The 26,699-nt window shown below is 52.6% G+C and carries 28 protein-coding genes and 1 pseudogene; 19 read left to right on the top strand and 10 right to left on the bottom strand.

The features are described from left to right. Positions 1-58: 58 nt before the first annotated feature. Positions 59-2,230, top strand: a complete 2,172-nt coding sequence (locus tag ACLD4F_RS10640; protein WP_023202149.1) for a YgiQ family radical SAM protein — start codon at positions 59-61, stop codon at positions 2,228-2,230. A gap of 202 nt (positions 2,231-2,432) precedes the next feature. Then, on the top strand, positions 2,433-2,627 hold the full coding sequence (locus ACLD4F_RS10635; protein WP_000525384.1) for a hypothetical protein: 195 nt from the start codon (positions 2,433-2,435) through the stop codon (positions 2,625-2,627). Positions 2,628-2,784: 157 nt separating this feature from the next. Here the strand turns inward: ACLD4F_RS10635 and ACLD4F_RS10630 are convergent, their stop codons facing one another. The 4 genes and pseudogenes from ACLD4F_RS10630 to yqhD form a co-directional block, all read right to left on the bottom strand. Continuing rightward, positions 2,785-3,240: an HIT family protein gene (locus ACLD4F_RS10630; protein WP_000128242.1), complete on the bottom strand. Its 456-nt coding sequence runs from the start codon at positions 3,238-3,240 to the stop codon at positions 2,785-2,787. Between the two features lie 44 nt (positions 3,241-3,284). Continuing rightward, positions 3,285-4,770 (bottom strand): annotated as a pseudogene (locus tag ACLD4F_RS10625) (DASS family sodium-coupled anion symporter). A 165-nt stretch (positions 4,771-4,935) separates the two neighbouring features. Next, positions 4,936-5,763: a 2,5-didehydrogluconate reductase DkgA gene (dkgA, locus tag ACLD4F_RS10620; protein ID WP_000013100.1), complete on the bottom strand. Its 828-nt coding sequence runs from the start codon at positions 5,761-5,763 to the stop codon at positions 4,936-4,938. Between the two features lie 105 nt (positions 5,764-5,868). Beyond that, positions 5,869-7,032 (bottom strand): alcohol dehydrogenase, encoded by a 1,164-nt coding sequence (gene yqhD / locus ACLD4F_RS10615; RefSeq protein ID WP_001058720.1) that lies wholly within the window; start codon positions 7,030-7,032, stop codon positions 5,869-5,871. Positions 7,033-7,224: 192 nt separating this feature from the next. On the opposite strand from yqhD, the gene ACLD4F_RS10610 reads away from it, so the two are divergent. Continuing rightward, the gene (locus ACLD4F_RS10610; protein ID WP_001078198.1) at positions 7,225-8,124 is read left to right on the top strand and encodes an AraC family transcriptional regulator; all 900 of its coding nucleotides are present in this window, start codon (positions 7,225-7,227) and stop codon (positions 8,122-8,124) included. A 63-nt stretch (positions 8,125-8,187) separates the two neighbouring features. Here ACLD4F_RS10610 and yghB read toward each other — a convergent pair whose 3' ends face one another. Next, a complete protein-coding gene (yghB, locus tag ACLD4F_RS10605) occupies positions 8,188-8,847 on the bottom strand; it encodes a DedA family general envelope maintenance protein YghB (RefSeq protein WP_000268444.1) in 660 nt (219 codons plus the stop codon). 139 nt (positions 8,848-8,986) lie between these two features. Beyond that, a complete protein-coding gene (gene metC, locus ACLD4F_RS10600; protein WP_000130270.1) occupies positions 8,987-10,174 on the bottom strand; it encodes a cystathionine beta-lyase in 1,188 nt (395 codons plus the stop codon). 251 nt (positions 10,175-10,425) lie between these two features. Here metC and exbB point away from each other — a divergent pair, with 251 nt between their 5' ends. Further along, entirely contained in the window at positions 10,426-11,160 is a 735-nt protein-coding gene (gene exbB, locus ACLD4F_RS10595) for a tol-pal system-associated acyl-CoA thioesterase (protein ID WP_000527859.1), read from the top strand. 6 nt (positions 11,161-11,166) lie between these two features. Beyond that, positions 11,167-11,592 (top strand): TonB system transport protein ExbD, encoded by a 426-nt coding sequence (exbD, locus tag ACLD4F_RS10590; protein ID WP_001251476.1) that lies wholly within the window; start codon positions 11,167-11,169, stop codon positions 11,590-11,592. Positions 11,593-11,704: 112 nt separating this feature from the next. Here exbD and ACLD4F_RS10585 read toward each other — a convergent pair whose 3' ends face one another. The 3 genes from ACLD4F_RS10585 to ACLD4F_RS10575 all read right to left on the bottom strand — a co-directional run bounded on the left by ACLD4F_RS10585 (position 11,705) and on the right by ACLD4F_RS10575 (position 13,514). Beyond that, positions 11,705-12,589, bottom strand: coding sequence for an SDR family oxidoreductase (locus ACLD4F_RS10585; RefSeq protein ID WP_000019032.1), 885 nt, complete (start codon positions 12,587-12,589; stop codon positions 11,705-11,707). 123 nt (positions 12,590-12,712) lie between these two features. After that, on the bottom strand, positions 12,713-13,117 hold the full coding sequence (locus tag ACLD4F_RS10580) for a cytoplasmic protein (RefSeq protein WP_156010447.1): 405 nt from the start codon (positions 13,115-13,117) through the stop codon (positions 12,713-12,715). Further along, positions 13,104-13,514 (bottom strand): hypothetical protein, encoded by a 411-nt coding sequence (locus ACLD4F_RS10575; protein ID WP_000936440.1) that lies wholly within the window; start codon positions 13,512-13,514, stop codon positions 13,104-13,106. Before ACLD4F_RS10575 ends, ACLD4F_RS10580 begins: the two co-directional genes overlap by 14 nt. 103 nt (positions 13,515-13,617) lie before the next feature. Here ACLD4F_RS10575 and ACLD4F_RS10570 point away from each other — a divergent pair, with 103 nt between their 5' ends. From ACLD4F_RS10570 to ACLD4F_RS10505, 14 genes are all read left to right on the top strand, one after another. Further along, complete coding sequence (locus ACLD4F_RS10570) at positions 13,618-14,121, top strand: ESA_00282 family adhesion-associated protein (protein ID WP_001534190.1); 504 nt, start codon at positions 13,618-13,620, stop codon at positions 14,119-14,121. 70 nt (positions 14,122-14,191) lie between these two features. Further along, entirely contained in the window at positions 14,192-14,686 is a 495-nt protein-coding gene (locus ACLD4F_RS10565; protein ID WP_000439335.1) for a TIGR00645 family protein, read from the top strand. A 306-nt stretch (positions 14,687-14,992) separates the two neighbouring features. Next, a complete protein-coding gene (locus tag ACLD4F_RS10560) occupies positions 14,993-16,636 on the top strand; it encodes a methyl-accepting chemotaxis protein (protein WP_001238434.1) in 1,644 nt (547 codons plus the stop codon). An 84-nt stretch (positions 16,637-16,720) separates the two neighbouring features. Continuing rightward, on the top strand, positions 16,721-17,008 hold the full coding sequence (locus ACLD4F_RS10555; RefSeq protein WP_411010832.1) for a DUF2623 family protein: 288 nt from the start codon (positions 16,721-16,723) through the stop codon (positions 17,006-17,008). A 189-nt stretch (positions 17,009-17,197) separates the two neighbouring features. Then, positions 17,198-18,316, top strand: a complete 1,119-nt coding sequence (gene hybO, locus ACLD4F_RS10550) for a hydrogenase 2 small subunit (protein ID WP_000145429.1) — start codon at positions 17,198-17,200, stop codon at positions 18,314-18,316. Positions 18,317-18,318: 2 nt separating this feature from the next. Continuing rightward, positions 18,319-19,305, top strand: a complete 987-nt coding sequence (hybA, locus tag ACLD4F_RS10545) for a hydrogenase 2 operon protein HybA (RefSeq protein ID WP_001081721.1) — start codon at positions 18,319-18,321, stop codon at positions 19,303-19,305. Further along, positions 19,295-20,473: a Ni/Fe-hydrogenase cytochrome b subunit gene (hybB, locus tag ACLD4F_RS10540; RefSeq protein WP_000017678.1), complete on the top strand. Its 1,179-nt coding sequence runs from the start codon at positions 19,295-19,297 to the stop codon at positions 20,471-20,473. Before hybA ends, hybB begins: the two co-directional genes overlap by 11 nt. Beyond that, complete coding sequence (hybC, locus tag ACLD4F_RS10535) at positions 20,470-22,173, top strand: hydrogenase 2 large subunit (protein WP_000083044.1); 1,704 nt, start codon at positions 20,470-20,472, stop codon at positions 22,171-22,173. Before hybB ends, hybC begins: the two co-directional genes overlap by 4 nt. Continuing rightward, the gene (locus tag ACLD4F_RS10530; protein ID WP_411010831.1) at positions 22,173-22,667 is read left to right on the top strand and encodes a HyaD/HybD family hydrogenase maturation endopeptidase; all 495 of its coding nucleotides are present in this window, start codon (positions 22,173-22,175) and stop codon (positions 22,665-22,667) included. The genes hybC and ACLD4F_RS10530 overlap by 1 nt, the downstream gene beginning before the upstream one ends. Continuing rightward, positions 22,660-23,148: a hydrogenase-2 assembly chaperone gene (gene hybE / locus ACLD4F_RS10525; protein WP_411010830.1), complete on the top strand. Its 489-nt coding sequence runs from the start codon at positions 22,660-22,662 to the stop codon at positions 23,146-23,148. Before ACLD4F_RS10530 ends, hybE begins: the two co-directional genes overlap by 8 nt. Next, a complete protein-coding gene (gene hypA, locus ACLD4F_RS10520; protein ID WP_000544945.1) occupies positions 23,141-23,482 on the top strand; it encodes a hydrogenase maturation nickel metallochaperone HypA in 342 nt (113 codons plus the stop codon). Before hybE ends, hypA begins: the two co-directional genes overlap by 8 nt. A 27-nt stretch (positions 23,483-23,509) precedes the next feature. After that, complete coding sequence (gene hybG / locus ACLD4F_RS10515; protein ID WP_000334890.1) at positions 23,510-23,758, top strand: hydrogenase maturation factor HybG; 249 nt, start codon at positions 23,510-23,512, stop codon at positions 23,756-23,758. A gap of 75 nt (positions 23,759-23,833) precedes the next feature. Beyond that, positions 23,834-24,886 carry an ABC transporter substrate-binding protein gene (locus tag ACLD4F_RS10510; RefSeq protein ID WP_079981376.1) on the top strand — a complete coding sequence of 351 codons (1,053 nt, stop codon included), beginning with the start codon at positions 23,834-23,836 and terminating at the stop codon, positions 24,884-24,886. Further along, positions 24,886-25,596 carry a molybdate ABC transporter substrate-binding protein gene (locus ACLD4F_RS10505; protein ID WP_411010829.1) on the top strand — a complete coding sequence of 237 codons (711 nt, stop codon included), beginning with the start codon at positions 24,886-24,888 and terminating at the stop codon, positions 25,594-25,596. The genes ACLD4F_RS10510 and ACLD4F_RS10505 overlap by 1 nt, the downstream gene beginning before the upstream one ends. Before the next feature lie 67 nt (positions 25,597-25,663). Here the strand turns inward: ACLD4F_RS10505 and yghU are convergent, their stop codons facing one another. Further along, positions 25,664-26,530, bottom strand: a complete 867-nt coding sequence (gene yghU / locus ACLD4F_RS10500) for a glutathione-dependent disulfide-bond oxidoreductase (RefSeq protein ID WP_411010828.1) — start codon at positions 26,528-26,530, stop codon at positions 25,664-25,666. Positions 26,531-26,699: the final 169 nt, after the last annotated feature.

Genomic DNA, 26,699 nt, shown 5'->3' with positions numbered 1-26,699 from the left:
TTCCGGCTTATAATCCCCGACCTTTGATTATTTTTTTGCCAATCGTTTTGGAAGCAATATGAGCGCTATCTCCCTGATCCAACCGGATCGCGACCTTTTCTCCTGGCCGCAGTACTGGGCCGCCTGCTTTGGGCCGGCGCCGTTTTTGCCGATGTCACGTGACGAGATGGATCAACTTGGCTGGGATAGCTGCGACATTATTCTGGTAACCGGCGACGCTTACGTCGACCATCCGAGCTTCGGCATGGCGATTTGCGGTCGTATGCTGGAAGCGCAGGGCTTCCGCGTGGGGATCATCGCCCAGCCGGACTGGAACAGCAAAGACGACTTTATGCGTCTGGGAAAACCGAACCTGTTCTTCGGCGTCACCGCCGGCAACATGGACTCGATGATCAACCGTTACACCGCTGACCGTAAGCTGCGCCACGATGACGCCTACACCCCGGATAACGTCGCGGGCAAACGCCCGGACCGCGCCACGCTGGTCTATACCCAGCGTTGCAAAGAAGCGTGGAAAGATGTCCCGGTGATCCTTGGCGGCATTGAGGCCAGTCTGCGCCGTACCGCGCATTACGACTACTGGTCTGATACTGTGCGTCGTTCAGTGTTAGTCGATTCCAAAGCCGACATGCTGATGTTTGGCAACGGCGAGCGTCCGCTGGTGGAAGTGGCGCATCGTCTGGCAATGGGCGAAACCATCGATCAGATTCGTGATGTGCGTAACACTGCGATTATGGTTAAAGAAGCGCTGCCAGGCTGGAGCGGCGTCGACTCCACTCGTCTGGACACGCCGGGTAAAATCGATCCAATTCCCCATCCCTATGGCGAGGATCTGCCGTGCGCGGATAACAAGCCGGTCGCGCCGAAAAAGCAAGAAGCTAAGGCGATTACCGTGCAGCCGCCGCGTCCGAAGCCGTGGGAAAAAACCTATATCCTGCTGCCATCCTTTGAAAAGGTGAAAGGCGACAAGGTGCTGTACGCCCATGCGTCGCGTATTCTGCATCACGAAACTAACCCTGGCTGCGCGCGGGCGCTGATGCAAAAACACGGCGACCGCTATATCTGGATCAATCCGCCCGCCATACCGCTCTCCACTGAAGAGATGGATAGCGTGTTTGCGCTGCCGTATCAGCGTGTGCCGCACCCGGCTTACGGCAATGCCCGTATTCCGGCCTATGAGATGATCCGCTTTTCGATCAATATCATGCGCGGCTGCTTTGGCGGCTGCTCTTTCTGCTCGATCACTGAACATGAAGGGCGCATCATTCAGAGCCGCTCGGAAGACTCTATTATCAACGAGATCGAAGCGATCCGCGACACGGTGCCGGGGTTTACCGGCGTGATCTCCGATCTGGGCGGTCCTACCGCGAACATGTATATGCTGCGCTGTAAGTCGCCGCGTGCGGAGCAGACCTGTCGTCGCCTGTCATGCGTCTATCCGGATATCTGTCCGCATATGGATACTGACCATACGCCGACGATCAATCTTTATCGCCGCGCCCGTGAGCTGAAAGGCATTAAGAAAATCTTAATTGCCTCCGGCGTGCGCTACGACATCGCTGTAGAAGATCCTCGCTACATTAAAGAGCTGGCAAGCCATCATGTGGGCGGCTATCTGAAGATTGCGCCGGAGCATACTGAAGAAGGTCCGCTGTCGAAAATGATGAAGCCGGGTATGGGCAGCTACGATCGCTTTAAAGAGTTATTTGACCTTTACTCTAAACAGGCCGGAAAAGAGCAGTATCTGATCCCATATTTTATCTCCGCGCATCCGGGCACGCGGGACGAGGATATGGTGAATCTGGCGCTGTGGCTCAAGCGCCACCGCTTCCGTTTGGATCAGGTGCAGAACTTCTACCCGTCGCCGTTGGCGAATTCGACCACCATGTATTACACCGGCAAAAACCCGCTGGGTAAAATTGGTTATAAGAGTGAAGATGTGGTGGTGCCGAAGGGAGACAGGCAACGTCGCCTGCATAAGGCGCTGCTGCGTTATCACGATCCGGCGAACTGGCCGCTGATTCGCCAGGCGCTGGAAGCGATGGGGAAAAAGCATTTGATTGGCGGTCGCCGTGAGTGTCTGGTGCCTGCGCCGACCATTGAAGAGATGCGCGAAGCGCGTCGCCAGAACCGCAACACGCGCCCGGCGTTGACCAAGCATACGCCGGTGGAACATCAGCGGCAGGGGCTTGCTGCGAATAAGAAGCGCGGGAAAGGCGCAGGGCGTTAATTACCTTTGAATCTGTTGCTTCTGGAAGCTAATGTTTTTGGAAGTAACAGACATCTAAATATATTGTGTCGGTCTTTAGTAATTGCTAAATTACGGGGAGCTTTATATTTTATTTAAATATTATTGATTGTATAAATTAATTATATATTACCTTAATGATTAAGGCATGATGCTTTTATACAGCCCAAGAGGAGGGGATATCATGGGTATGATTATTATTCCCTGTTTTATCGTAATTGCTATAATAGCTGTTGTTATATTCATAATGGCTATTAAAGCATGTAGTATGGAAAAACGTGAAGACAGGCAAATGACTCTTGCAGGGATAATTTTAATGGGTGTTATTGCCGCTATTCCTGGATGGTTTTTGTACGAAATATTTAGCCACGCGCCGTAATATTTAACCTACCAGGGTTGATATATTAAAATAGATAAGAAGTATATAATCTAAGGTATAATGCCTGACGGCGCTGCGCTTATCAGGCTTATGAATAGCACAGTTTTGTAGGCCGGATAAGGTGCTTACACCGCCATCCGGCAGAAGTGCTCCGTATTTATGCCTCACGAATTCTGGCCGCCAGCGCGGCCAGTTTTTCATCATCCGCCCGTTCATGATCGTGTGACGACAGATATCCTTCATACTGTTCGAAAAATTTATTCTGCCGCGATTCAATCGGTTTCCAGTGGGTTAAATCGCCAGTACCGTGCATGGGGCTTAATTTACTGTGCACATGGTCTACACCGAAACCTTCGAAGAACATTCCCGTACGACTGACATCCGGGAAAGCCTTATCCAGTTTCTTAGCCACTTTTTGGGTCGCCAGCATCAGGTCCGCTAACGCCTGCGGCGGTAGATCGAACGCGTAGCTGGGGTAATGTTTTTTCGGGATCACTACGGTAAACCCATCGGTATTCGGAAAAATCGACAAAAAAGCCAGGTGATGCTCATCTTCCCAAACTTTATGACAAGGTGCTTTACCTTCAACTATTTGACAGAAAATACAGGTCATTCCATTTCTCCGTTAACCGAGGGGCTTATCGATGCGTTAAGCGTTTAATACAACCCTAACACTTTCCACCATGCGAGGCCGACTGTCAAAAAGACCGCCTGATTAAAGAGGCTGATAATAAATCCCGTTCGCCACCAGACGCCCGTCGGTACATAGCCGGCGCCAAAAAGAATGGGGCCGCGTGCGTGGGTATACTGTGTAAGAGAGCAGTACAGGCTGCTGGTAAACGCCAGCATAAGCGCCATCGGCGCTGCCGGTATATTCAAATGCAGACCGACGCCCAGAAACACCGCATACAGCGCGGCGATTTGCGCGTTGCCGCTGGCGAAAAAATAGTGGGTATAAAAATAGGCTGCGTTAAGCAGCAGCAGGATGATTATCCAACTGGTTCCATGCATCGTACTGCCGATGCTGTCGCCAATCAGGTTGCCAAACCAGCTGGTGAATCCTAGTTTCTTCAACTGGTTAGCCATCATCAGCAGCGCGGCAAACCAAATCAACGTATCCCAGGCGCCTTTTTCGCTTTTAACGTCTTCCCAGGTGAGCACGCCGCTCAGTAATAAAATCGAGAGACCGACAAAAGAGGCCGTCGTGGCATCCACGCCAAGCGAGCTGCCAAAAATCCATAGCACCAGCAACACGCCGACGGTCGCCAGCATGAGCCACTCGCCGCGCGTCATACTGCCCATTTGCGCCAGCTCTTTGCGCGCCAAATCCGGCGCATCCGGCGTATGTTTAATTTCCGGACGCGTCAGCCAGTAGACCAGCAGCGGGACGATAAGAAAAGAGACCAGGCAAGGCAGGAGCGCGGCGATAAACCAGCTTCCCCAGCTCAACGTAACGCCGGCGTTCGCCGCCAGTTTTACCGCCAGCAGGTTACCCGTATAACCGGTCATAAACAGTGCGGCGGTGACGTCGTTAACATTGCCAATACAGGTGATCAGAAAGGTGCCGATTTTGCTGCGAGACTCATCTTCCGGATGTGAATCAAAGCTGCGCGCCAGCGAGTCGGCGATCGGGTAAATCACGCCGCCGCAGCGCGCGGTGTTACTGGGCATCGCGGGGGAGAGGATCAGATCGGCAAACGCCAGACCATAAGCCAGACCCAGCGTTCGTTTACCTAACAGACGGATCATTTGTAGGGCGATACGCCGACCCAGCCCGGTTTTGATAAACCCACGGGCAATCATAAAGGCGACGACGATAAGCCAGATCAGCGAACTGTTCAGCTCGCTCAACGCCGTGGTAATCGCGCCGCTGGCCGTTTTGTCGCCGGCAGCATAGGCGAGCGCAAAGACGGTGATACCAATAATACCGACCGCGCCAATAGGCAGCACTTTCGCCACGATAGAGGCGATCGTCGCGACAAAAATAATCGCGGAATGCCAGGCCGGCGCGCTTAACCCGGAAGGGGGCGTTAGCTGCCACAGTCCGGCGGCGATAACCAGAATAAGAATAAATGGGAGCCATTTGACGCCCTGAGATTTTTTTTCCGCCACAATCACACATCCATAAATATTTTATATACATTAAGTAAATTGATAATAATCATGAATAAATATTCACAAAATCAGAATAATTCTGCGCTTGTGTGTGGGGGAAATATACTGTTAAATGCGCGTAATTGTTTCTTAATATTTCGAAATGAAAAAAAGCCCGACGACATCGTCGGGCATGGCGTGCGATAAATCCGGCTTAACCGCCGAACTGATCCGGATCGGGGCCGAGGCGTTTTCCTTGATCCAGTTTTGCGATCTCGCCTAATTCATCTTTATCGAGACGGAAATCCCAGACAGCAAAGTTTTCCGCGATACGGGAAGGGGTGACGGATTTCGGAATGACGACCAGCCCGCAGTCCAGATGCCAGCGAATAACAATCTGGGCGGGCGTTTTGCCGTATTTATCCGCCAGTTCGCGAATCACTTTCTGATCGAATACGCCTTCGCCGCCCTGCGCCAGCGGGCTCCAGGACTCGGTCTGGATTTTATGCGTCGCATTCCACGCATGTAGCTGGCGCTGTTGCATCAAGGGGTGAAGCTCGATCTGGTTGATCACAGGGGTAACGCCGGTTTCATCGATCAGACGCTGGAGGTGATGGATCTGAAAGTTACAGACCCCGATACTCTTTACCAGCCCCTCTTTTTGCAGCGCGATCATGCCTTTCCAGGCGTCGACATAGTGATCGATAGCCGGTACGGGCCAGTGCATCAGATAGAGATCGAGATAATCAAGCTGCAGTTTTTTCAGACTCTCCTGCAGGGCTTCGCGGGGACGTTTTTGATCGTCATTCCACAACTTGGTGGTGATAAACAGCTCTTCCCGCGCTACGCTCGCTGCTTTTAGCGCTTTGCCGACGCCTTCTTCATTCTGATATGCTGTGGCGGTATCAATCGATCGATAGCCCACCTCCAGCGCTTTATGAATCGCCGCGATCACCTCTTCATTGCTTGCTTTCCAGACTCCCAGCCCAAGTTGTGGCATTACGTTGCCATCCTGTAGCCTGATAATGGTTGGATTAGCCATGATGTGTTCCTCTTTTAATTGGCTCGCCGGAGTCGGGGCCGGCGAGACTAAGTGACTTAAGTCTGGACGAAATGGCCAAAAACGAAAGTCAGAGGCGAAAAAACCTTAGCGCGCCGCTTCATAAATCCGACGGCTGACATCCAGCGTAATATCCTGATTTTCACCTAAATTTGTGCATCCATGCGCCTCAAGTTTAGCCAGTAGCGCCGGAATAGTGCTGCCATCCAGACCGTAATCGGACAAGTGGGTAGGCACGCCCATCTGTTCAAAGAAACGGCGGGTGGCGGCAATGGCGGCATCAATACGCTCGTCGTCGGAACCGTCGGTGATATTCCATACACGTTCAGCATATTGCAGGAGTTTTGCGCGTTTAACGTCTCGTTTTTCGTTCCATAGCGCAGGCAGAATGATAGCCAGCGTCTGGGCATGATCGAGACCGTGCATCGCGGTAAGCTCATGGCCCAGCATATGCGTCGCCCAGTCCTGCGGAACACCAGCGCCAATCAGGCCATTTAACGCCTGAGTAGCGGCCCACATCACGTTAGCGCGGACGTCATAGTTTTCAGGCTCTTGCAGCGCTTTGGGACCTTCTTCGATCAGTGTGAGTAAAATGCCTTCGGCGAAACGATCCTGAATTTTGCCGTTAACCGGGTAAGTGACGTACTGCTCAACGGTATGGACGAAAGCATCCACGACGCCGTTCGCAACCTGGCGCGGCGGCAATGTATAGGTGTAGACCGGGTCCAGTACGGCAAAGACCGGTTGCACGAACGAGGAGTGGAAGGCCTGTTTGTCGCCAGTGGTTTTACGGGAAATGACTGCGCCGGCGTTCGATTCTGAGCCGGTTGCCGGTAGGGTCAGCACAGACCCCATCGGGATTGCGCTACGAATCTCAGTACCGCCGGTTTCCAGAATGTGCCACGGATCGACGCCGTCCGTATACTGCGCCGCTGCGGCGATAAATTTGGTGCCGTCCAGTACGGAACCGCCGCCAACGGCCAGCAGGAAGGTAATATTTTCGTCGCGCACAAGCTGCACGGCCTTCATCAGCGTTTCATAGGACGGGTTCGGTTCAATACCGCCAAACTCCCGAACATCCAGTCCTTTTAACGCTTCCTGAACTTGCGCCAGTACGCCGGTCTTTTTCACGCTACCGCCGCCATAGGTAATCAGCACGCGGGCGTCCTGCGGGATCTGATCGCGAAGATCGACGATAGCGCCTTTACCAAACAGAATGCGGGTAGGGGTATGTAATTTGAAATTGTTCATTGCTCATTCCCTTATGTGGGTAAAAAGAGGGCAGGCGGCTGTCTGCCTGATGGTCATCATTGTGGTCTTGTGAGGGATGTCTCTCAATGCACATTTCTGCCAATGTTTTGCCTATTTCTCCAGAATGCTGGAGAAAATCGCTAAAAATGCGCACAATCCAGCGGAGTGGATTTGATGAAAAAATGGCGCGTTATGAATCGTGAAGCAATTTGCTTACAGTTGGCTGATAAAATTAATCATTTAAAAAATAATGATAAAATAATCAGCGAGCGGCTGGCGGGCATTCGTCTGTTGTATGGTGTTGAACCGGGGCCGCGCACGCCGGTCATGTATCAGCCTGGCATCATATTTCTCTTTTCCGGCCATAAAATTGGCTATATTAACAAGCGCAAGTTTCGTTATGACGCTAATGAATATCTCTTACTGACCGTGCCGCTCCCTTTTGAATGCGAGACCTGGGCAACGCCGGAGGTACCGCTAGCCGGTATTCGGCTCGACATTGATGTGCTGCAACTGCAAGAGTTGCTCATGGACATTGGCGAAGATGAGCGTTTCCAGTTGCCGATGGCGGCCAGTGGGATTAACTCCGCCACGCTGTCGGACGAGATTTTATGCGCGGTGGAAAGATTGCTGGATGTGATGGAGCGCCCGCTGGATGCGCGGATTCTGGGAAAACAAATTATTCGCGAAATTCTTTATCATGTGCTGATGGGACCGCGCGGCGGGGCGCTGCTTGCACTGGTTAGTCGCCAGACGCACTTTAGCCTGATCAGTCGCGTACTTAAACAGATCGAAATGAAATACACCGAGAACCTGAATGTTGAGCAACTGGCGGCAGAAGCGAACATGAGCGTGTCGGCGTTTCACCATAATTTTAAGGCGGTCACCAGCACCTCGCCGTTGCAGTATTTAAAAAGCTACCGACTGCATAAAGCGCGGATGATGATGATTCACGATGGTATGAAGGCCAGCGCCGCGGCGATGCGGGTCGGCTATGAGAGCGCATCGCAGTTTAGCCGGGAGTTTAAACGTTATTTTGGCGTTACGCCGGGCGAAGATGCGGCAAGAATGCGGACAATGCAAGGGAGCTAAGTGGGGCATCCCGCCACGGGTCAACGAAGCGTAACCGGGCCATCCTGGCCGATTATGGATACGTCAGGCGTTACAGTATTTCTTTTTAATCACCACGACCAGCGTACCTAACAGTCCGGCGACCAGTAGCGCGACGGGAAGGATCATTAAAAATGTCATTACCTGGTCTTCATGGCGCTTAACAAACGGGATCATACTGAGCGCGTAGCCGAAGCTGGTCACGACAGTCACCCACAGCAGGCCGCTTAACCAGTTAAAAAACTGAAACCGGCGGTTGGACAGGCCGGAAATACCCGCCATTGTTGGCAGCAGCGTGCGGACAAACGCCAGAAAGCGCCCGGCAAGCAAAGCTAACAAACCGTGGCGGTCAAACATGCAGGTGGCGCGCTGATGATATTTTGCCGGAAGCTGCGCCAGCCAGCCTTTGACGGTACGCGTATTACCAAGCCAGCGTCCCTGGATATAACTTAGCCAGCAGCCGAGACTGGCCGCGGTGGTGAGAATGCCAATCGTCGGCAAAAAATGCATCACATCCTGGGCGATCAACGCGCCTGCCAGTAGCAGCAGACTATCGCCAGGTAAGAATGACGCTGGCAGCAGACCGTTTTCTAAAAATAGCGTGGCGAACATGACAAAGTAGACGACGCTAACAACGTGTGGATTCGCCAGCGCGGCAAAATCATGTTGCCAGAGCGCAGCGATAATATCTTGAATGACAGCCATGAACTTTCCTGTGGAACAGCATTTATGCTTTTATTCGCCTATTGTACTCCTGAATCGTCCGGGATGCCTTGATCCCGGACGCAACAAACGCAGACTTTTCCACGGAAATTGTCTGCATATATGTCCATCCCCGGCAACTTTACACAATTCTGGCGAAGCCGGCGGCTAAATCAGCGATCAAATCATCAACACTCTCTAAACCAATATGCACCCGAACCAGCGTACCGGTAAAATCTACGCCGCCTGCGGGACGAATCGCGGCGATCTGTTCCGGCTGATTAGCAATAATCAGCGATTCGTAGCCTCCCCAGGAGTAGGCCATACTGAACAGCGAAAAGTTATCCAGATAGGCTGATAATTCAGCCTCGGTCAGCTTTTTATTGAGCACAAAGGAGAACAGGCCGCTGCTACCTGTAAAGTCTCGTTTCCAGAACGCATGACCTTTGCTACCCGGCAGGGCCGGATGATTAACGCGCGCGACCTGAGGATGGTTCGCCAGCCATGCGGCGATTTTGAGGCTGCTTTCTTGATGCTGGCGCAGTCGGACACCGAGTGTGCGCAGACCGCGGCTGGTCATATAAGCCGTGTCGGCGTCGAGCATTTGCCCCATCAGATAGGCGTTTTCCCGCAATTGTTCCCAGCAGCGCGCATTTGCAACGGCAGTCCCGACCATCGCATCAGAATGACCAATCAGATATTTAGTGCCCGCCTGGATAGAGATATCAATATCGAATTCCAGAGCTTTGAACAGAACGCCAGCCGCCCAGGTATTATCAATCATGATGACGGCTTCTGGCGCGACGCGTCTGACCGCACTGACAATGGTCGGAATATCATGTACTTCCATGGTAATAGAACCGGGGGATTCCAGAAATACGACTTTCGTGTTCGGCTGAATATGTTGCGTGATATCAGCGCCGATAAGCGGGTCGAACCAGCTTGTCGTCACGCCCAGTTTGCCGAGAATTTTGCTGCAGAAATCCTGGCTGGGTTCATAGGCTGTGTTGGTCATCAGGATGTGGTCGCCCTGCTCAACGAATGCCAGAATGGTGTTGGCGACCGCCGCCGCGCCGCACGGGAAGAGCGCGCATCCGGCGCCGCCTTCCAGTTCACACATGGCTTCCTGGAGCGAAAAGTGGGTCAGCGTTCCCCGGCGTCCGTAAAATAATTCGCCGTTGGCGCGATTGCGGGTAGCGTGTTTTTTGGCCTCGACGGTGTCAAACACCAGTGAAGAAGCGCGTTGAATCACACTATTCACTGAGCCAAGCGTGTATTTTTTGCTGCGTCCTGCGTTTACCAGTTTGGTATCCAACTGTTTATCCGTCATGTTGCGTTTCCTGATTTTAACCGTCTGGATGTCTAAACTAGCATGAATATAACCATCTGCACCCTGGCGACGTGTGATACAGATGAAAATTTTGCCAAAATAAAAACAGGTGACTTTTTTAATGCGTAAGCGCAAAGAAAAAGCAGTAAAGGTGCGGCAGTATGTAAATAGTAATGAGAACGACTATCAATTCGACGCCGTTTTGATATTATTATGCTCAGATTTTGTGATTTGCGTCCTGGAGATACAGAGTGGGTAATAATTTGATGCAGACGGATCTCTCCGTCTGGGGTATGTATCAGCACGCCGATATTGTCGTGAAGTGCGTGATGATTGGTCTGATTCTGGCGTCAGTCGTCACCTGGGCTATCTTCTTCAGTAAAAGCGTTGAATTTTTCACTCAAAAGCGCCGCTTAAAGCGCGAACAACTGCAATTAGCCGATGCGCGCTCTTTAGATCAGGCTTCTGACATTGCGGCAGGTTTCAGCGCAAAAAGCCTCAGCGCACAGCTCATCAATGAAGCGCAGAATGAACTGGAACTCTCTCAGGGCAGCGAAGATAACGAAGGGATTAAAGAACGTACCGGCTTCCGTCTGGAACGTCGCGTCGCTGCGGTTGGCCGCTACATGGGACGAGGCAACGGTTATCTGGCGACGATCGGCGCCATTTCCCCCTTCGTCGGGTTGTTTGGCACCGTATGGGGCATTATGAATAGCTTCATCGGTATTGCGCAAACGCAGACCACCAACCTGGCGGTGGTTGCTCCTGGTATTGCGGAAGCGCTGCTGGCGACGGCGATTGGGCTGGTAGCCGCGATCCCGGCGGTCGTCATTTACAACATCTTCGCACGTCAGATAGGCAGTTACAAAGCAACGCTGGGCGACGTGGCGGCGCAGGTATTGCTGCTGCAAAGCCGCGATCTTGATCTGAATGCGAGCGCCAGTGCGCAGCCGGTACGCGCCGCGCAGAAATTACGGGTAGGGTAATGCGTCATGGCAATGCGTCTTAACGAGAACCTGGATGACAACGGCGAAATGCATGAAATCAACGTGACGCCGTTTATCGATGTCATGTTGGTTCTGCTGATTATCTTTATGGTGGCTGCGCCGCTGGCGACGGTAGACGTCAAGGTGAATCTGCCCGCTTCTACCAGTACGCCACAGCCGCGTCCGGAAAAACCGGTTTATCTGTCGGTGAAAGCGGATAACACCATGTTTATCGGTAACGATCCGGTGACGGATGATACGATGATTGCCGAGCTAACGGCCCTGACGGAAGGGAAAAAGGATACTACGATTTTCTTCCGCGCGGATAAAACCGTAGAGTATGAAACCCTGATGAAAGTGATGGATATGCTGCATCAGGCGGGCTATCTCAAGATTGGTCTGGTTGGCGAAGAGACCGCGAAAGCGAAATAAGTATTCTGCTGATGTTGTAGGCCGGGTAAGGCGAAGTCGCCACCCGGCTTTTTTATTGCCTAAGATGGCGCCTTGCGTAACAGAAGTGTGCCATCTTAATCGACTTCATACGTTAGCCTAAATGCTCCCCGCCGCACACGCCGTGCACTTCTGCGGTAACGTAACTGGATTCCTGGCTTGCCAGATAGACATACACCGGCGCCAGCTCTGCCGGTTGGCCGGCCCGCTTCATTGGCGTCTGCTGGCCAAACTGCGGAATTTTATCCTGGGTTTGACCGCCGGAAATTTGCAGCGCTGTCCAGATAGGACCAGGCGCGACAATATTCACACGGATTCCTTTTTCCGCCACCTGTTTCGCCAGGCCACGGCTGTAATTGAGGATTGCCGCCTTGGTTGCCGCATAATCCAGCAGGTGCGGACTGGGCTGATACGCCTGGATAGACGACGTCGTGATAATACTGGCGCCTTTTGGCAGCAGCGGAATCGCTTCCTGGGTTATCCAGAACAGGGCAAAAACGTTAACGGCGAAGGTTTGCTGAAATTGCTCGCTGGTCAGATCTTTTATCTCCGGGATTGCCGTCTGTTTACCGGCCACCAGCGCCAGAATGTCCAGCCCGCCTAGCGCTTCACGCGCCTTATGGACCAGCGAACGGGCGAAAGATTCGTCGCTAAGATCGCCTGGCAATAACACCGCTTTACGGCCGCACTCCTCAATCAGCGCTTTAACCTGCTGGGCGTCCTCTTCTTCCGCTGGCAGATAGTTGATCGCGACATCTGCGCCTTCACGCGCGTAAGCGATAGCGGCAGCGCGCCCAATCCCGGAGTCGCCCCCTGTCACCAGCGCCTTACGATCTTTAAGGCGACCACTGCCGACATAACTTTTTTCACCACAGTCAGGAACAGGCGTCATTTTCGCCTGGACGCCGGGCGCCGGCTGTTTTTGCTTAGGATACTCGCCGGTGTAATACTGCGTGGTAGGGTCGTATAGATGAGACATTGAGCTTCTCCCTTCAGGTTGAACACCCTTTAAGCGTAGACACTTTTACTACCGTAAGAGGGAGAATCAGAACGATCCTTATGCTTCACCCGTATTCACAACAGAGTTAACTAGCCATGAAGGTTATTTTTCTTGCCGTGCGACGGTGGTGACGTTGCGCGTCCGGTAGTCGCCATCGGAAAGCTTACGCGTCAGACGTAAGGTTGCCGCCTCGCGAGCCAGCAGATGCTGCCAGTCACTTTCAAGACGAGACATAATTTTGTCTCGTAATTCAGGATGCTGCTCGATAATGGCATTGATGGTCGCGCCATAAATCTCCTCTTTGACCTGTAGCGCATACATCTCTCGTCGGTTTTGCCACTTCAGGCGCACTAACGCCGCCGGTATGGATACCACCTCCTGCGTTACCTTTTCCAGGGTGGCATTTTTGCTGGCGATTAGCGCTGCAAGATTTTGCTTTAAGATAAATTCATCACTTTTATGGTTGTCTAAAGCCAAATAAACGTTATTGTCTTCAACTTCTTTCATCTTTATCTTCCAGTGAATAAAATAGCGGCATATTGGTTTCGCGAGTGATTAAATTAAGCCAAATGGCATTGCCTTTTTCATTTATCATTGCGGTTTTATCCGCCAGTATTTTACTTAGCATTTGGGCATCAATATCGCCTTCTGCCTGTAGTGCGTTTATCAGGCGGGCAAACGTTTCAATTTTAGCCACACAATACAGACGTTCTTTAATATGACGGTCGCGTTCTTCAAATAATACGTTTCTGTGTTGCCCGGCAGCGTTAGCGCTAATTAAAATATCGGGCTCGAAATCGCTGAGTTTTGTTTTTCCCTTAGGCAAATTTTTACTGTTTTCTGTGGCTTCAGGGGGCGGCGATGACAGGCGAAAATGAGAGGAAACCAGATGCTCAGGAAGCATGACTAAATATCCTTTACGATCAGTGGTATACTATTTTTAATAGTGTAGGTTTCGTTGACAATAACATGGTGTAATTTTAAAATCAAAAAAAATGGAGCCTGCTATGAACAGTATTTTTTATTCTGTTATTATATTGCTATTACTGACCGGCGCGATACTCTTCCTGATGTGGGAGGTTAATAAAAAACGTCCTGGTGGAAAAGTCGTAAATTTAAATCAAACTGAACCCATGACAAAGGAAGAGGGCGAAGATCATTTCTCAGTATTAATGAATTCGATAACGCCGGTATGGTACTGGCGCGTTAACCATGAATATATCGATTTCCTTCATGCAACGATAAAACGAATGACAATGACTGAGTTGAATGAAACGCCAGGATTATTTGACGCACAGCGTCGTTGCAGCGACCTTAACTCTGCCGTTTATAAGTATTACGACAATATTAAGAAGCGTTGTCTGAACGGAGAAAAGGTGCCGTATTCGGATTTGGACGTCCTTAATTTACGCCAGTGTTTTCGTGAGTTCAGTCTTGAAGCCTACCCGGCGTTGGTCGCGCTGGTATGGCCGGAATATCAGCGCCCACAGGTTAAACCGGATGAGATTTAACTGGCATGTTGATCTGATGTTGCATGGTTGAGATATACTGTTGCTGGTTTTAGTTACCTGACAGGTCCCTATGGAACGCTTTCTTGAAAATGTAATGTATGCGTCTCGCTGGCTGCTCGCGCCGGTGTATTTTGGCCTCTCTTTGGCGCTGATCGCTTTAGCGCTAAAATTTTTCCAGGAAATTCTACACGTTCTGCCGAACGTTTTTGCCCTGGCGGAGGCCGATCTGATTCTGGTGCTGTTATCGCTGGTTGATATGACGCTGGTTGGCGGATTGCTGGTAATGGTCATGTTCTCCGGGTATGAAAACTTTGTCTCTCAGCTGGATATCTCTGCGGGCAAGGAGAAGCTGAACTGGCTGGGGAAAATGGATGCGACTTCGCTAAAAAATAAGGTGGCGGCATCGATAGTCGCTATCTCTTCCATTCACCTGTTACGCGTGTTTATGGATGCGAAAAACGTCCCGGATAACAAATTAATGTGGTATGTCATCATCCATCTGACCTTTGTCCTGTCGGCGTTCGTGATGGGCTATCTGGACAGATTGACGCGACATAACCATTGAGCCGCCGTCCACGGCGGGGCAGTCGGGCAAAGGATGCTGAGCCCGGCTGTAAAACAGCGCTTCTTTAACGGCGGATAAGCGTCTCCCTGCAGCCTTACGCAATATTTTTACTACATCTATTCATTTACCCAGTAATAAGACTAAAAGATTTTCTCTGCGTTCACAGATATATAACATCTGCGGGTACGTAAACGGCGATAACTGTAAAAAAATGGAGAATGCATTATATATTCTCCGCGCCTTGCCGATAACGAGAGTGCGTCATCGTCTGATGACTAATCTCTTATATTCAGCAAGGAAATTCATATGCGTTTGCTGCAAAACTTTACTATTCGTATGGTCATGCTGACGATACTGGGACTTTTTTGTCTACTCTGGTCGGGGGTGGGGTTATACAGCGTCCATGCTTTATCCGAAGTTTCGGAAGGAAATGATATTGACCGGCATCTTGTGCGGCAAATGACGGTGCTAAGCCAGGGTAACGATCAATATTTCCGCTTTGTTACCCGCCTTAGCCGCGCGATGGATGTAAAAATCGGCGGCGGCACGCCCGATTTTGCGCCCGCCCGGCAGTCGCTCGAGAATATGCGTCAGAAGCTGGAGGAGATGAAAGCGCTATCGCCAGGGCCGATGAACCCTGATATCTCAAGGGAGGTCTTGTCCAACTGGCAGGCCTTGCTGGAGAAAGGCGTCGTTCCTCAAATGCAACTGGCGCAGCAAGGATCGCTAACCGCCTGGAGCGAACATGCCAGTACGGTCACGCCCGCACTCAGTCGCGCGTTCGGCGCCAGCGCGGAACGGTTTAGTCATGAAGCTGGCGCCATGCTGGATAACACACGTGTGATGGTCGATGGTAAAACCTATACCATCCGCATCCTGCTTATCACGGCGGTGATTCTGGGCATTGCTATCCTGATTTTTACCGATCGCTATCTGGTTGCAATGATGGTGAAACCGCTGGAGCGCATCCGTCAGCAATTTCAGCGCATCGCGCAAGGCGATCTTAGCCAGCCGATTGAAGCGTTGGGGCGTAACTGCGTAGGCCGGTTGGTGCCGCTACTACGCGCGATGCAGGACAGTTTACGCGAAGCCGTGAGTACGATCCGCGCCGGAAGCGACAATATCTGGCGCGGCGCGACGGAAATTTCTACCGGTAATAACGATCTCTCTTCCCGAACGGAAGAACAGGCCGCTGCGCTGGAAGAGACGGCCGCCAGCATGGAACAGCTTACCGCAACGGTGAAAATGAACGCCGAACACGCTCGCCAGGCGAGTCAGCTTGCGGATGCCGCCTCGCTAACGGCAGGAAAAGGCGGTGAACTGGTTTCCGATGTGGTAGAAACAATGAACGGTATTTCCGCCAGTTCGCAGCAGATCGCCGAAATTACTACCGTGATTAATAGTATTGCTTTCCAGACCAATATTCTGGCCTTGAACGCAGCGGTAGAAGCGGCCAGAGCGGGCGAGCAGGGACGCGGCTTCGCGGTGGTCGCCGGTGAGGTACGTAACCTGGCCAGCCGCAGCGCGGGGGCGGCGAAAGAAATTGAAGCCTTAATTGGCGAATCGGTACGTCGCGTAGCGCAGGGCGCGCAGTTGGTCCAGGAGACCGGCGCGACGATGGACGCCATCCTGCGCGGCGTCACGGAAGTGACGACGATTATGAAACAGATCGCGTCCGCCTCCGAAGAACAGAGTAAAGGTATTTCTCAGGTTGGCGTGGCGATCACGCAAATGGATAGCGTTACGCAACAAAACGCCGCGCTGGTTGAGCAGGTTTCCGCGGCGGCGGCGGCGCTGGAACGGCAGACGGAGGATTTGCAACGCTCCGTACAGCAGTTCCGGCTTTCCGCTAGTGAGCCGCAACAACGCGTCACGGCGAAAGCGGCGCCTGGCGTTCAGAGAATGGCGTCGGCTCCCGCACAGTCTACTGATGAATGGGTTTCTTTCTGATGTGAAGCAAAAAAGCGCGTAATGCGCTGGTCTTCATTTAATCAATCGCTATATAATTTATTATATAGCGATTGAGGAGGTCAGATGAATAATCATTTTGGGAAAGGGTTAATGGCCGGGTTGCACGCGCCATATGCATATAGCGCGCATCATGCGGTGAATTTCTGTTCTGAGTATAAACGTGGCTTTGTATTAGGTTTTACACACCGTATGTTCGAAAAGACCGGCGATCGTCAACTTGGCGCGTGGGAGGCCGGAATTCTGACGCGTCGCTATGGTCTGGATAAAGAAATGGTGATGGATTTCTTTAAAGAGAATCATTCCGGGATGGCGGTTCGCTTCTTTATGGCCGGTTATCGACTCGAAGGTTGATCCAACAGGGGTATTATCTTGCTTTAATTAATTACACTATCGCCTCTTCCCTTCGTTTTACTGTTCCGTCGAAGTATTATGGCGCACATAACCATAAAAAAAGTGTGGTAAATGGCGTACCGATCGCAATAACTTCTTCGCGAACAGTGCAAAATAAAAGCCAGGTCTTCGTAACGGAATAACTATAAAATGACTGGAGATAATACTCTCATCACTTCTCACGGCATTAACCGTCGTGATTTCATGAAGCTTTGTGCAGCACTGGCCGCTACTATGGGGCTCAGTAGCAAAGCCGCCGCAGAAATGGCAGAATCGGTATCCAATCCACAGCGTCCGCCCGTTATCTGGATTGGCGCTCAGGAGTGTACCGGTTGTACCGAATCACTGCTTCGTGCTACACACCCAACCGTTGAAAACCTCGTTCTGGAGACTATCTCTCTGGAATACCACGAGGTACTTTCCGCCGCATTCGGTCACCAGGTCGAAGAAAACAAACATAACGCTCTGGAGAAGTATAAAGGGCAATATGTTCTGGTGGTGGATGGTTCTATCCCACTAAAAGATAACGGTATCTACTGCATGGTTGCCGGCGAGCCGATCGTGGATCACATCCGCAAAGCCGCTGACGGCGCAGCCGCGATTATCGCTATCGGTTCCTGCTCGGCATGGGGTGGCGTTGCTGCGGCTGGCGTAAACCCAACCGGCGCTGTCAGTCTGCAGGAAGTCTTACCGGGCAAAACGGTTATCAATATTCCAGGTTGTCCGCCAAACCCGCATAACTTCCTGGCGACCGTCGCGCATATCATCACATACGGCACGCCGCCGAAGCTGGATGCGAAAAATCGTCCAACCTTTGCCTATGGCCGTCTGATTCATGAGCATTGCGAACGTCGACCACACTTCGACGCAGGCCGTTTTGCCAAAGAATTTGGCGACGAAGGCCACCGTCAGGGCTGGTGTCTCTACCATCTTGGCTGTAAAGGGCCGGAAACCTGGGGCAACTGTTCTACGTTACAGTTCTGTGACGTTGGCGGCGTTTGGCCAGTGGCGATCGGTCATCCTTGCTATGGCTGTAACGAAGAAGGTATCGGCTTCCATAAGGGCATTCACCAGCTTGCTCATGTCGAAAACCAAACTCCGCGTTCAGAGAAACCTGACGTCAATATGAAAGAAGGCGGCAATATCTCTGCGGGCGCTGTCGGTCTGCTTGGCGGCGTAGTCGGTCTGGTTGCCGGCGTCAGCGTGATGGCGGTACGTGAACTGGGGCGTCAGCAAAAGAAAGATAACGCTGACTCACGGGGAGAATAACCGTGAACAGACGTGACTTTATTAAAGCAGCCTCCGGTGGAGCATTGCTGTTGGGCGCCGCGCCGTCTGTCAGCCATGCGGCTGCAGAAAACCGTCCGCCGATTCCAGGTTCGCTGGGCATGCTGTATGACTCCACTCTGTGCGTGGGCTGTCAGGCCTGCGTCACAAAGTGTCAGGATATCAACTTCCCGGCGCGTAACCCGGAAGGGGAGCAGACCTGGTCGAACAACGACAAGCTGTCGCCGTATACCAATAACATTATTCAGGTATGGCGTAGCGGCACGGGCGTGAACAAAGATCAGGAAGAGAACGGCTATGCCTACATCAAGAAACAGTGTATGCACTGCGTCGATCCTAACTGCGTTTCCGTTTGTCCGGTGTCGGCGCTGAAAAAAGATCCGAAAACCGGCATCGTCCACTATGACAAAGATGTCTGCACCGGCTGCCGTTACTGTATGGTCGCCTGTCCGTACAACGTACCTAAGTACGACTACAACAACCCGTTTGGCGCGCTTCACAAATGTGAGCTGTGTAACCAGAAAGGCGTTGAGCGTCTGGATAAAGGCGGTTTGCCTGGGTGTGTGGAAGTTTGTCCGGCAGGGGCCGTCATTTTCGGTACTCGTGAAGAGCTGATGGCGGAAGCGAAAAAACGTCTGGCCCTCAAACCAGGCAGTGAATATCACTATCCGCGCCAGACGTTGAAAACGGACGACACCTATCTGCATACGGTGCCTAAATACTACCCACACCTCTACGGTGAAAAAGAGGGCGGTGGTACTCAGGTGCTGGTGCTGACAGGCGTTCCTTATGAAGATCTGGATCTGCCGAAGCTGGATGACCTTTCAACCGGAGCGCGCTCCGAGCATGTTCAACACACGCTTTATAAAGGCATGATACTACCCCTGGCTGCGCTGGCGGGCTTAACCGTGCTGGTTCGTCGTAATAGCAAAAACGACCATCACGATGGAGGAGACGATCATGAGTCATGATCCAAAACCGCTGGGCGGAAAAATCATCAGTAAACCGGTCATTATTTTTGGACCGTTAATCGTCCTGTGTATGCTCCTTATCGTGAAGCGTCTGGTCTTCGGGTTGGGCTCCGTTTCCGACCTGAACGGCGGTTTCCCGTGGGGCGTCTGGATTGCCTTTGACCTGTTGATCGGCACCGGCTTTGCCTGCGGCGGTTGGGCGTTGGCATGGGCGGTGTATGTCTTTAACCGTGGGCAATACCATCCGTTGGTGCGCCCGGCGTTGCTGGCAAGCTTGTTTGGTTACTCGCTGGGCGGCCTGTCGATCACTATCGACGTCGGTCGTTACTGGAACCTGCCGTACTTCTACATTCCAGGTCACTTCAACGTGAACTCGGTACTGTTTGAGACGGCGGTCTGTATGACCATCTACATCGGCGTGATGGCGCTGGAGTTTGCGCCTGCCCTGTTTGAACGTCTGGGCTGGAAAGTGTCGCTCAAGCGTCTGAATAAGGTGATGTTCTTTATTATCGCGCTGGGCGCGCTGCTGCCGACGATGCACCAGTCCTCAATGGGGTCATTGATGATCTCGGCGGGCTATAAAGTGCATCCGCTATGGCAAAGCTATGAAATGCTGCCGCTGTTCTCGGTTCTGACCGCGTTTATCATGGGCTTCTCCATTGTCATATTTGAGGGGTCGCTGGTTCAGGCAGGCCTGAAAGGAAACGGTCCGGATGAGAAAAATTTGTTTGTTAAGCTGACGAATACCATCAGCGTGCTGCTGGCGATTTTCGTCGTCCTGCGCTTTGGCGAACTGATTTATCGCGACAAGCTGTCCTATGCGTTTGCCGGCGATTTTTACTCCGCTATGTTCTGGATTGAAGTCGTCCTGATGGTCTTCCCGTTAGTGGTACTGCGTGTGGCGAAACTGCGTAATGACTCTCGTATGCTGTACCTGTCGGCGCTGAGCGCGCTGTTGGGTTGCGCGACGTGGCGTCTGACCTATTCGCTGGTGGCATTCAACCCGGGTGGCGGCTACCACTACTTCCCAACCTGGGAAGAATTGTTGATTTCTATTGGTTTTGTGGCTATTGAGATTTGTGCATACATCGTACTCATTCGTCTACTGCCGATACTTCCTCCTTTAAAACAAAACGATCATAATCGTCATGAGGCGAGCAAAGCATGAGCCAGAGAATTACTATTGATCCGGTAACCCGTATTGAGGGTCATTTACGCATTGACTGCGAAATTGAGAACGGCGTCGTATCCAAAGCATGGGCGTCCGGCACCATGTGGCGCGGTATGGAAGAGATCGTGAAGAACCGCGATCCGCGCGATGCGTGGATGATTGTGCAGCGTATTTGCGGCGTTTGTACGACAACTCACGCGATCTCCTCCGTTCGTGCGGCAGAAAGCGCGCTGAATATTGATGTTCCCGTCAACGCGCAGTATATCCGTAATATTATTCTGGCGGCGCATACCACCCATGACCACATTGTCCATTTCTACCAGCTCTCTGCGCTGGACTGGGTGGACATTACCTCTGCGCTGAAAGCCGATCCGGAAAAAGCTTCTGCGATGCTGGATGGCGTGTCGAGCTGGCACCTGAACAGCGCGCAAGAGTTCACGAAAGTTCAGAACAAGATCAAGGATCTTGTCGCCAGCGGTCAGTTAGGTATTTTCGCCAACGGCTACTGGGGGCACCCGGCAATGCAGTTACCGCCGGAGGTCAACCTGATTGCGGTCGCTCACTATCTGCAGGCGCTGGAATGTCAGCGTGACGCTAACCGCGTGGTGGCGTTGCTGGGCGGTAAATCGCCGCATATCCAGAACCTGGCGGTCGGTGGGGTGGCGAACCCGATCAATCTCGACAGCATCGGTACGTTGAACCTTGAACGCCTGATGTACATCAAATCGTTTATCGATAAGCTGAGCGATTTTGTCGAGCAGGTGTATAAAGTGGATACCGCAGTCATCGCGGCCTACTATCCGGAATGGCTGGAGCGTGGCAAAGGCGCTGTGAACTACCTGAGCGCGCCGGAATTCCCGACCGACGGTAAAAACGGCAGTTTCCTGTTCCCGGGCGGTTACATTACCAATGCCGATCTGTCGACATACCGTCCGATCACCTCTCACTCCGACGAATTCCTGATTAAAGGTATTCAGGAGAGCGCGAAGCACGCCTGGTACAAAGATGAAGCGCCGCAGGCGCCGTGGGAAGGCACTACGATCCCGGCTTACGACGGTTGGTCGGATGACGGTAAATACTCATGGGTCAAGTCGCCGACATTCTACGGCAAAACCGTCGAAGTCGGGCCGCTGGCGAACATGCTGTGTAAACTGGCTGCAGGTCGTGAATCCACCCAGACCAAGCTCAATGAAATCATTGCGCTTTATCAGAAGCTGACCGGCAAAACGCTGGAAATGGCGCAACTTCACTCTACGCTGGGTCGTATCATCGGGCGTACCGTTCACTGTTGTGAACTGCAAAACATATTGCAGGATCAATACAACGCGCTGATTGTAAATATCGGCAAAGGCGATTACACCACGTTTGTGAAGCCGAACATTCCGGCGACGGGCGAGTTCAAAGGCGTGGGCTTCCTGGAGGCGCCGCGCGGTATGCTGTCTCACTGGATGGTGATTAAAGACGGTATTATCAGTAACTATCAGGCAGTGGTGCCATCGACCTGGAACTCAGGTCCGCGTAACTTCAACGATGACGTGGGGCCGTACGAACAGTCGCTGGTCGGTACGCCGATCGCCGATCCGGCGAAGCCGCTGGAAGTGGTACGTACCATCCACTCCTTCGACCCTTGCATGGCGTGCGCGGTGCACGTGGTGGACGCCGATGGCAATGAAGTGGTCTCGGTGAAGGTTTTGTAATGCGGATATTAGTCTTAGGGGTCGGCAATATTTTGCTGACCGATGAAGCCATCGGGGTGCGTATTGTTGAAGCGTTAGAGCAACGATACACCCTGCCGGATTTCGTTGAGATTCTGGATGGCGGTACGGCGGGAATGGAACTTCTTGGCGATATGGCGAATCGTGATCATTTGATCATTGCCGACGCCATCGTGTCGAAAAAGAACGCGCCGGGAACCATTATGGTACTGCGCGACGATGAAGTTCCGGCGCTGTTCACCAACAAAATCTCCCCCCATCAGCTTGGACTGGCCGACGTATTGTCGGCCCTCCGCTTTACCGGCGAGTTTCCGAAGAAGCTGACCCTGGTCGGCGTTATTCCACAGTCGCTGGAACCGCACATCGGCTTAACGCCAACCGTCGAGGCGATGATTGAACCTGCGCTTGAGCAGGTTCTTGCTGCGCTGCGTGAATCCGGCGTCGAAGCAATTCCTAAGGAGGCGGCGCATGTCTGAAACGTTTTCCGGATTCGACACGGCGCCCGTCGCCCGGGTTCAGGCGGCATTTGAAGAGATAGCCCATCGTTCGATGCACGATCTTTCTTTTCTGCATCCGACTATGCCGGTGCATGTCTCTGATTTTACGTTGTTTGAAGGACAATGGACGGGCACGGTAATTACGCCGTGGATGTTAAGCGCATTAATCTTCCCTGGCCCGGACCAGATCTGGCCCGGGCGTACCGTCGGTGAAAAACTCGGTCTGCAACTGCCTTATGGCACGATGACCTTTACCGTTGGCGAACTGGAAGGCGTTTCGCAATATCTTGCCTGCTCGTTGATGTCGCCGCTTTCCCGTAGCCTGTCGCCGGAAGAGGGCGTCCGGCTGGCGGATGACTGCGCGCGGATGCTGTTATCCCTGCCGGTAAGCAATCCTGATGCGCCGCAGACAAGCCGGCGTGCGTTGCTGTTTGGCCCTCGGAGCTGTGAGAATGCATGAGCTGTCTCTTTGCCAAAGCGCCGTTGAAATTATTCAGCAGCAGGCAGAACAGCACGGCGTGGCGCGCGTCACCGGCGTATGGCTGGAGATAGGCGCGCTTTCGTGCGTTGAAGAGCGCGCGGTTCGTTTCAGCTTTGACATCGCCTGCCAGGGGACTTTAGCGCAAGGGTGCGAATTGCACATCGACTACAGACCGGCCCAGGCCTGGTGCTGGGATTGCAGTCAGGTGGTGGAAATTCTCAGGCATGACGCGCAATGTCCGCATTGTCATGGCGATCGCCTGCGGGTGGATACCGGCGATTCGTTGAAAGTAAAAAGTATTGAGGTCGAATAACCCGCATTTTATTTCAGGTGGTTAATTATGTGTATTGGCGTCCCCGGTCAGGTGCTGGCCGTCGGAGATGATATTCACCAGCTTGCGCAGGTGGAAGTGTGTGGCATCAAACGTGATGTCAATATTGCTCTGATTTGTGAAGGTAAGCCAGCCGAGCTGATAGGGCAATGGGTATTGGTACACGTTGGTTTTGCGATGAGCATCATTGACGAAGACGAAGCGAAAGCCACGTTAGATGCGCTGCGCCGCATGGAGTACGACATCACCAGCGCGTGATCCCTTAATCACCTCTATTATATCGCTCTATAATCGTTGTATAATTATTTATATATCGATTATGGGGCGAAACCTATGAATAAATTTTTGCGCCAGCTCTCTCTGCTGGCGTTGCTTTTTTGCTGGCCGTTAATGTCACAGGCGGCGCGTACTTTTACCGATCAACTTGGCCGCCAGGTCACGGTTCCCGACACCGTCGACAGAGTGGTGGTGCTCCAGCATCAAACGCTCAATCTCCTTGTACAGATGAATGCCACTGACAAAATCGTTGGGGTCATGGCGAACTGGAAACAGCAATTAGGCGACGGCTATGCGCGTCTGGCGCCGGAACTGGCGCAAAAAGTCTCGCTGGGCGATCTAACGCACGTTGATCCTGAAAAACTGGTGGCGCTGCGCCCGCAGGTGGTGTTTGTCACGAATTACGCTCCGCAGGAGATGATCGACAAGATCAGCCGTCTTGGCATTCCGGTGGTGGCGATTTCGCTGCGCCATGATGTTGCTGGCGAGCAGGCTAAAATGAACCCGACCCTGGCCGATGACGAGCAGGCTTATAATCGCGGGCTGCGTGAAGGAATAACGCTGATTGGCGATATCGTCAATAAACCGCAGGAGGCGAAAGCGCTGATTGAGGCGATGGATAAAGGTCGCAAGATGGTCAGCGACCGTTTGCAGTCGGTTCCTGAAAATGAGCGGGTTCGCGCCTATATGGCGAATCCGGAGCTGACCACCTACGGTTCCGGTAAATATACCGGTCTGATGATGGCCCATGCAGGGGCGCTGAATGTAGCGGCATCCACGGTGAAAGGCTTTAAGCAGGTGACAATGGAGCAGGTGATCGCCTGGGATCCACAGGTAATCTTTGTCCAGAATCGCTATCCAAAGGTCGTCAATGAGATCCTGCACAATCCCCAGTGGCAGGTCATTGACGCGGTGAAGCATCATCGGGTTTACCTGATGCCGGATTATGCCAAAGCCTGGGGATATCCGATGCCGGAGGCGGTGGGAATCGGCGAACTGTGGATGGCGAAAAAACTCTATCCGGAAAAATTCCACGATATTGACATGCAAAAGGCCGCTAACGACTGGTATCAACGTTTTTACCGTACTGACTATCAGGGTGTACAGTAATGCGAATACTGGCTGCGGGGAGCTTGCGCGTCGTCTGGCCGCAACTAATGGCGGCATTTCAGGCGGATGCGGTATGTGATTTCGGTCCGGCGGGGCTGTTACGTGAACGCATCGAAGCGGGCGAAGCGTGCGACTTTTTTGCTTCGGCGAACCTGGCGCATCCGCAGGCGCTGCTGGAAAGCGGGCGGGCACTGCGGGTCGCGCCTTTTACGACGAACCGTTTGTGTCTGAGCGTGCGGGCGCAGGCGATGCGTGAAGGCGAGGACTGGCTGTCGCTGTTAACCCGGCGGGATCTGCGGATCGGCACCTCAACAGCAGGTTGCGATCCTTCCGGCGATTATACGCAACAGCTTTTTTCGCGGATGGGCAAGGAGGGCGAAGCGGTCCGAAAACGCGCGGTAGCGCTGGTTGGCGGCAGGCAGACTTTGCCGTTACCGACGGGCCGGCTGGCAGCGGAATGGCTCATCAATCATGATTACACCGATATCTTTATCGGCTATGCCAGCTATGCTCCCAGGCTACGGCTGGTTAATTCGCTGCGAGTGGTTGATATCCCGGAACCTTATAATCCCGTGGCTGAATATGGCTTTGCCTGCCTGAGCGAGCAGGGAAAAACGCTTGCCGACTTTTTACTATCAGCACGGGCGAGGTTGATTCTCATGCAACATGGGTTTAGTGAAGCGCCGAATATGACACACTCGCAGAACTGATAAGCGAAGCGTCAGCAGGGAATACCATGCCGGATGACGACATTACTACCTCATCCGGCATTATGGTTTAACTTTGACGTTTATCTTCGGTATGGTTTTCGAAGTCGCTGGCGTCATGGCGTTCGTGAAGCTGTTCGTTCAATGGGCCGTTGGTCCGGTTGACAATGCGCCCCCGCTTTACCGCCGGACGTTCGGCTACCTGTTTCGCCCAGCGTTGTACGTTTTGATAACTTCCGGCATCCAGAAACTCCGCTGCATCATAGACATTCCCCAGCACCACGTTGCCGAACCACGGCCAGATGGCCATATCGGCAATAGTGTACTCTTCTCCCGCGACATACGGGTGGTGAGCTAACTGCTTATCCAGCACGTCCAGCAGACGCTTGGCTTCCATGGTGAAGCGATTAATGGCGTACTCAATTTTTACCGGCGCATAATGATAGAAATGACCGAAACCGCCACCGAGGAACGGCGCCGCGCCCTGTAGCCAGAACAACCAGTTAAGGTTTTCTGTGCGCTTAGCCAGATCCTGCGGCAGGAAATGGCCAAACTTATCCGCCAGATAAACAAGAATTGCGCCCGACTCAAAAACCCGAATCGGTGGGTTGTGTGAGTGATCGCGCAGCGCCGGGATTTTTGAGTTCGGATTGATGTCAACAAAGCCGCTGGAGAACTGATCGCCCTCGCCGATGCGAATCAACCAGGCGTCATATTCGGCGCCGGTCACGCCCAGCGCCAGGAGCTCTTCCAGCATAATGGTCACTTTCTGGCCGTTAGGCGTCCCCAGCGAATAAAGCTGTAACGGATGTTTGCCGACGGGCAGCGTTTTGTCGTGCGTCGGGCCGGAAACCGGGCGATTAATGTTAGCGAACGCGCCGCCGCCGGATTTATCCCACGTCCAGACTTTTGCGGGTTGATAAGTATTATCTGCCATATTGACCTGCCTTCACAGTGGTGGTGTTGAAGCAGTGTAGCAGCTTGCTAGTCGGATATTTAACCGATTGGGACATTCCGGCGAGTGAAATTTTAACCTTCTGGCCTCAGTGTGCCTTATTGAGGTGTATGATTATGTCGACCTCTGTCCGGTTAGTGTCACAGAGCAG

The organism is Salmonella sp. 741265050_HSA (genome assembly GCF_046569445.1).
GTDB classification, from domain to species: domain Bacteria; phylum Pseudomonadota; class Gammaproteobacteria; order Enterobacterales; family Enterobacteriaceae; genus Salmonella; species Salmonella enterica.
Note: the sequence above shows the minus strand (reverse complement) of the source record. Positions and strands in the feature narration are given on the sequence as shown.

What these genes read in the sequence shown, in the direction of transcription:
- ACLD4F_RS10640 (WP_023202149.1), top strand. Translation starts at nt 59, where the DNA reads ATGAGCGCTATCTCCCTGATCCAACCGGATCGCGACCTTTTCTCCTGG.
- ACLD4F_RS10635 (WP_000525384.1), top strand. Translation starts at nt 2,433, where the DNA reads ATGGGTATGATTATTATTCCCTGTTTTATCGTAATTGCTATAATAGCT.
- ACLD4F_RS10630 (WP_000128242.1), bottom strand. Translation starts at nt 3,240, where the DNA reads ATGACCTGTATTTTCTGTCAAATAGTTGAAGGTAAAGCACCTTGTCAT.
- dkgA (WP_000013100.1), bottom strand. Translation starts at nt 5,763, where the DNA reads ATGGCTAATCCAACCATTATCAGGCTACAGGATGGCAACGTAATGCCA.
- yqhD (WP_001058720.1), bottom strand. Translation starts at nt 7,032, where the DNA reads ATGAACAATTTCAAATTACATACCCCTACCCGCATTCTGTTTGGTAAA.
- ACLD4F_RS10610 (WP_001078198.1), top strand. Translation starts at nt 7,225, where the DNA reads ATGAATCGTGAAGCAATTTGCTTACAGTTGGCTGATAAAATTAATCAT.
- yghB (WP_000268444.1), bottom strand. Translation starts at nt 8,847, where the DNA reads ATGGCTGTCATTCAAGATATTATCGCTGCGCTCTGGCAACATGATTTT.
- metC (WP_000130270.1), bottom strand. Translation starts at nt 10,174, where the DNA reads ATGACGGATAAACAGTTGGATACCAAACTGGTAAACGCAGGACGCAGC.
- exbD (WP_001251476.1), top strand. Translation starts at nt 11,167, where the DNA reads ATGGCAATGCGTCTTAACGAGAACCTGGATGACAACGGCGAAATGCAT.
- ACLD4F_RS10585 (WP_000019032.1), bottom strand. Translation starts at nt 12,589, where the DNA reads ATGTCTCATCTATACGACCCTACCACGCAGTATTACACCGGCGAGTAT.
- ACLD4F_RS10580 (WP_156010447.1), bottom strand. Translation starts at nt 13,117, where the DNA reads ATGAAAGAAGTTGAAGACAATAACGTTTATTTGGCTTTAGACAACCAT.
- ACLD4F_RS10575 (WP_000936440.1), bottom strand. Translation starts at nt 13,514, where the DNA reads ATGCTTCCTGAGCATCTGGTTTCCTCTCATTTTCGCCTGTCATCGCCG.
- ACLD4F_RS10570 (WP_001534190.1), top strand. Translation starts at nt 13,618, where the DNA reads ATGAACAGTATTTTTTATTCTGTTATTATATTGCTATTACTGACCGGC.
- ACLD4F_RS10565 (WP_000439335.1), top strand. Translation starts at nt 14,192, where the DNA reads ATGGAACGCTTTCTTGAAAATGTAATGTATGCGTCTCGCTGGCTGCTC.
- ACLD4F_RS10560 (WP_001238434.1), top strand. Translation starts at nt 14,993, where the DNA reads ATGCGTTTGCTGCAAAACTTTACTATTCGTATGGTCATGCTGACGATA.
- ACLD4F_RS10555 (WP_411010832.1), top strand. Translation starts at nt 16,721, where the DNA reads ATGAATAATCATTTTGGGAAAGGGTTAATGGCCGGGTTGCACGCGCCA.
- hybO (WP_000145429.1), top strand. Translation starts at nt 17,198, where the DNA reads ATGACTGGAGATAATACTCTCATCACTTCTCACGGCATTAACCGTCGT.
- hybB (WP_000017678.1), top strand. Translation starts at nt 19,295, where the DNA reads ATGAGTCATGATCCAAAACCGCTGGGCGGAAAAATCATCAGTAAACCG.
- hybC (WP_000083044.1), top strand. Translation starts at nt 20,470, where the DNA reads ATGAGCCAGAGAATTACTATTGATCCGGTAACCCGTATTGAGGGTCAT.
- ACLD4F_RS10530 (WP_411010831.1), top strand. Translation starts at nt 22,173, where the DNA reads ATGCGGATATTAGTCTTAGGGGTCGGCAATATTTTGCTGACCGATGAA.
- hybE (WP_411010830.1), top strand. Translation starts at nt 22,660, where the DNA reads ATGTCTGAAACGTTTTCCGGATTCGACACGGCGCCCGTCGCCCGGGTT.
- hypA (WP_000544945.1), top strand. Translation starts at nt 23,141, where the DNA reads ATGCATGAGCTGTCTCTTTGCCAAAGCGCCGTTGAAATTATTCAGCAG.
- hybG (WP_000334890.1), top strand. Translation starts at nt 23,510, where the DNA reads ATGTGTATTGGCGTCCCCGGTCAGGTGCTGGCCGTCGGAGATGATATT.
- ACLD4F_RS10510 (WP_079981376.1), top strand. Translation starts at nt 23,834, where the DNA reads ATGAATAAATTTTTGCGCCAGCTCTCTCTGCTGGCGTTGCTTTTTTGC.
- ACLD4F_RS10505 (WP_411010829.1), top strand. Translation starts at nt 24,886, where the DNA reads ATGCGAATACTGGCTGCGGGGAGCTTGCGCGTCGTCTGGCCGCAACTA.
- yghU (WP_411010828.1), bottom strand. Translation starts at nt 26,530, where the DNA reads ATGGCAGATAATACTTATCAACCCGCAAAAGTCTGGACGTGGGATAAA.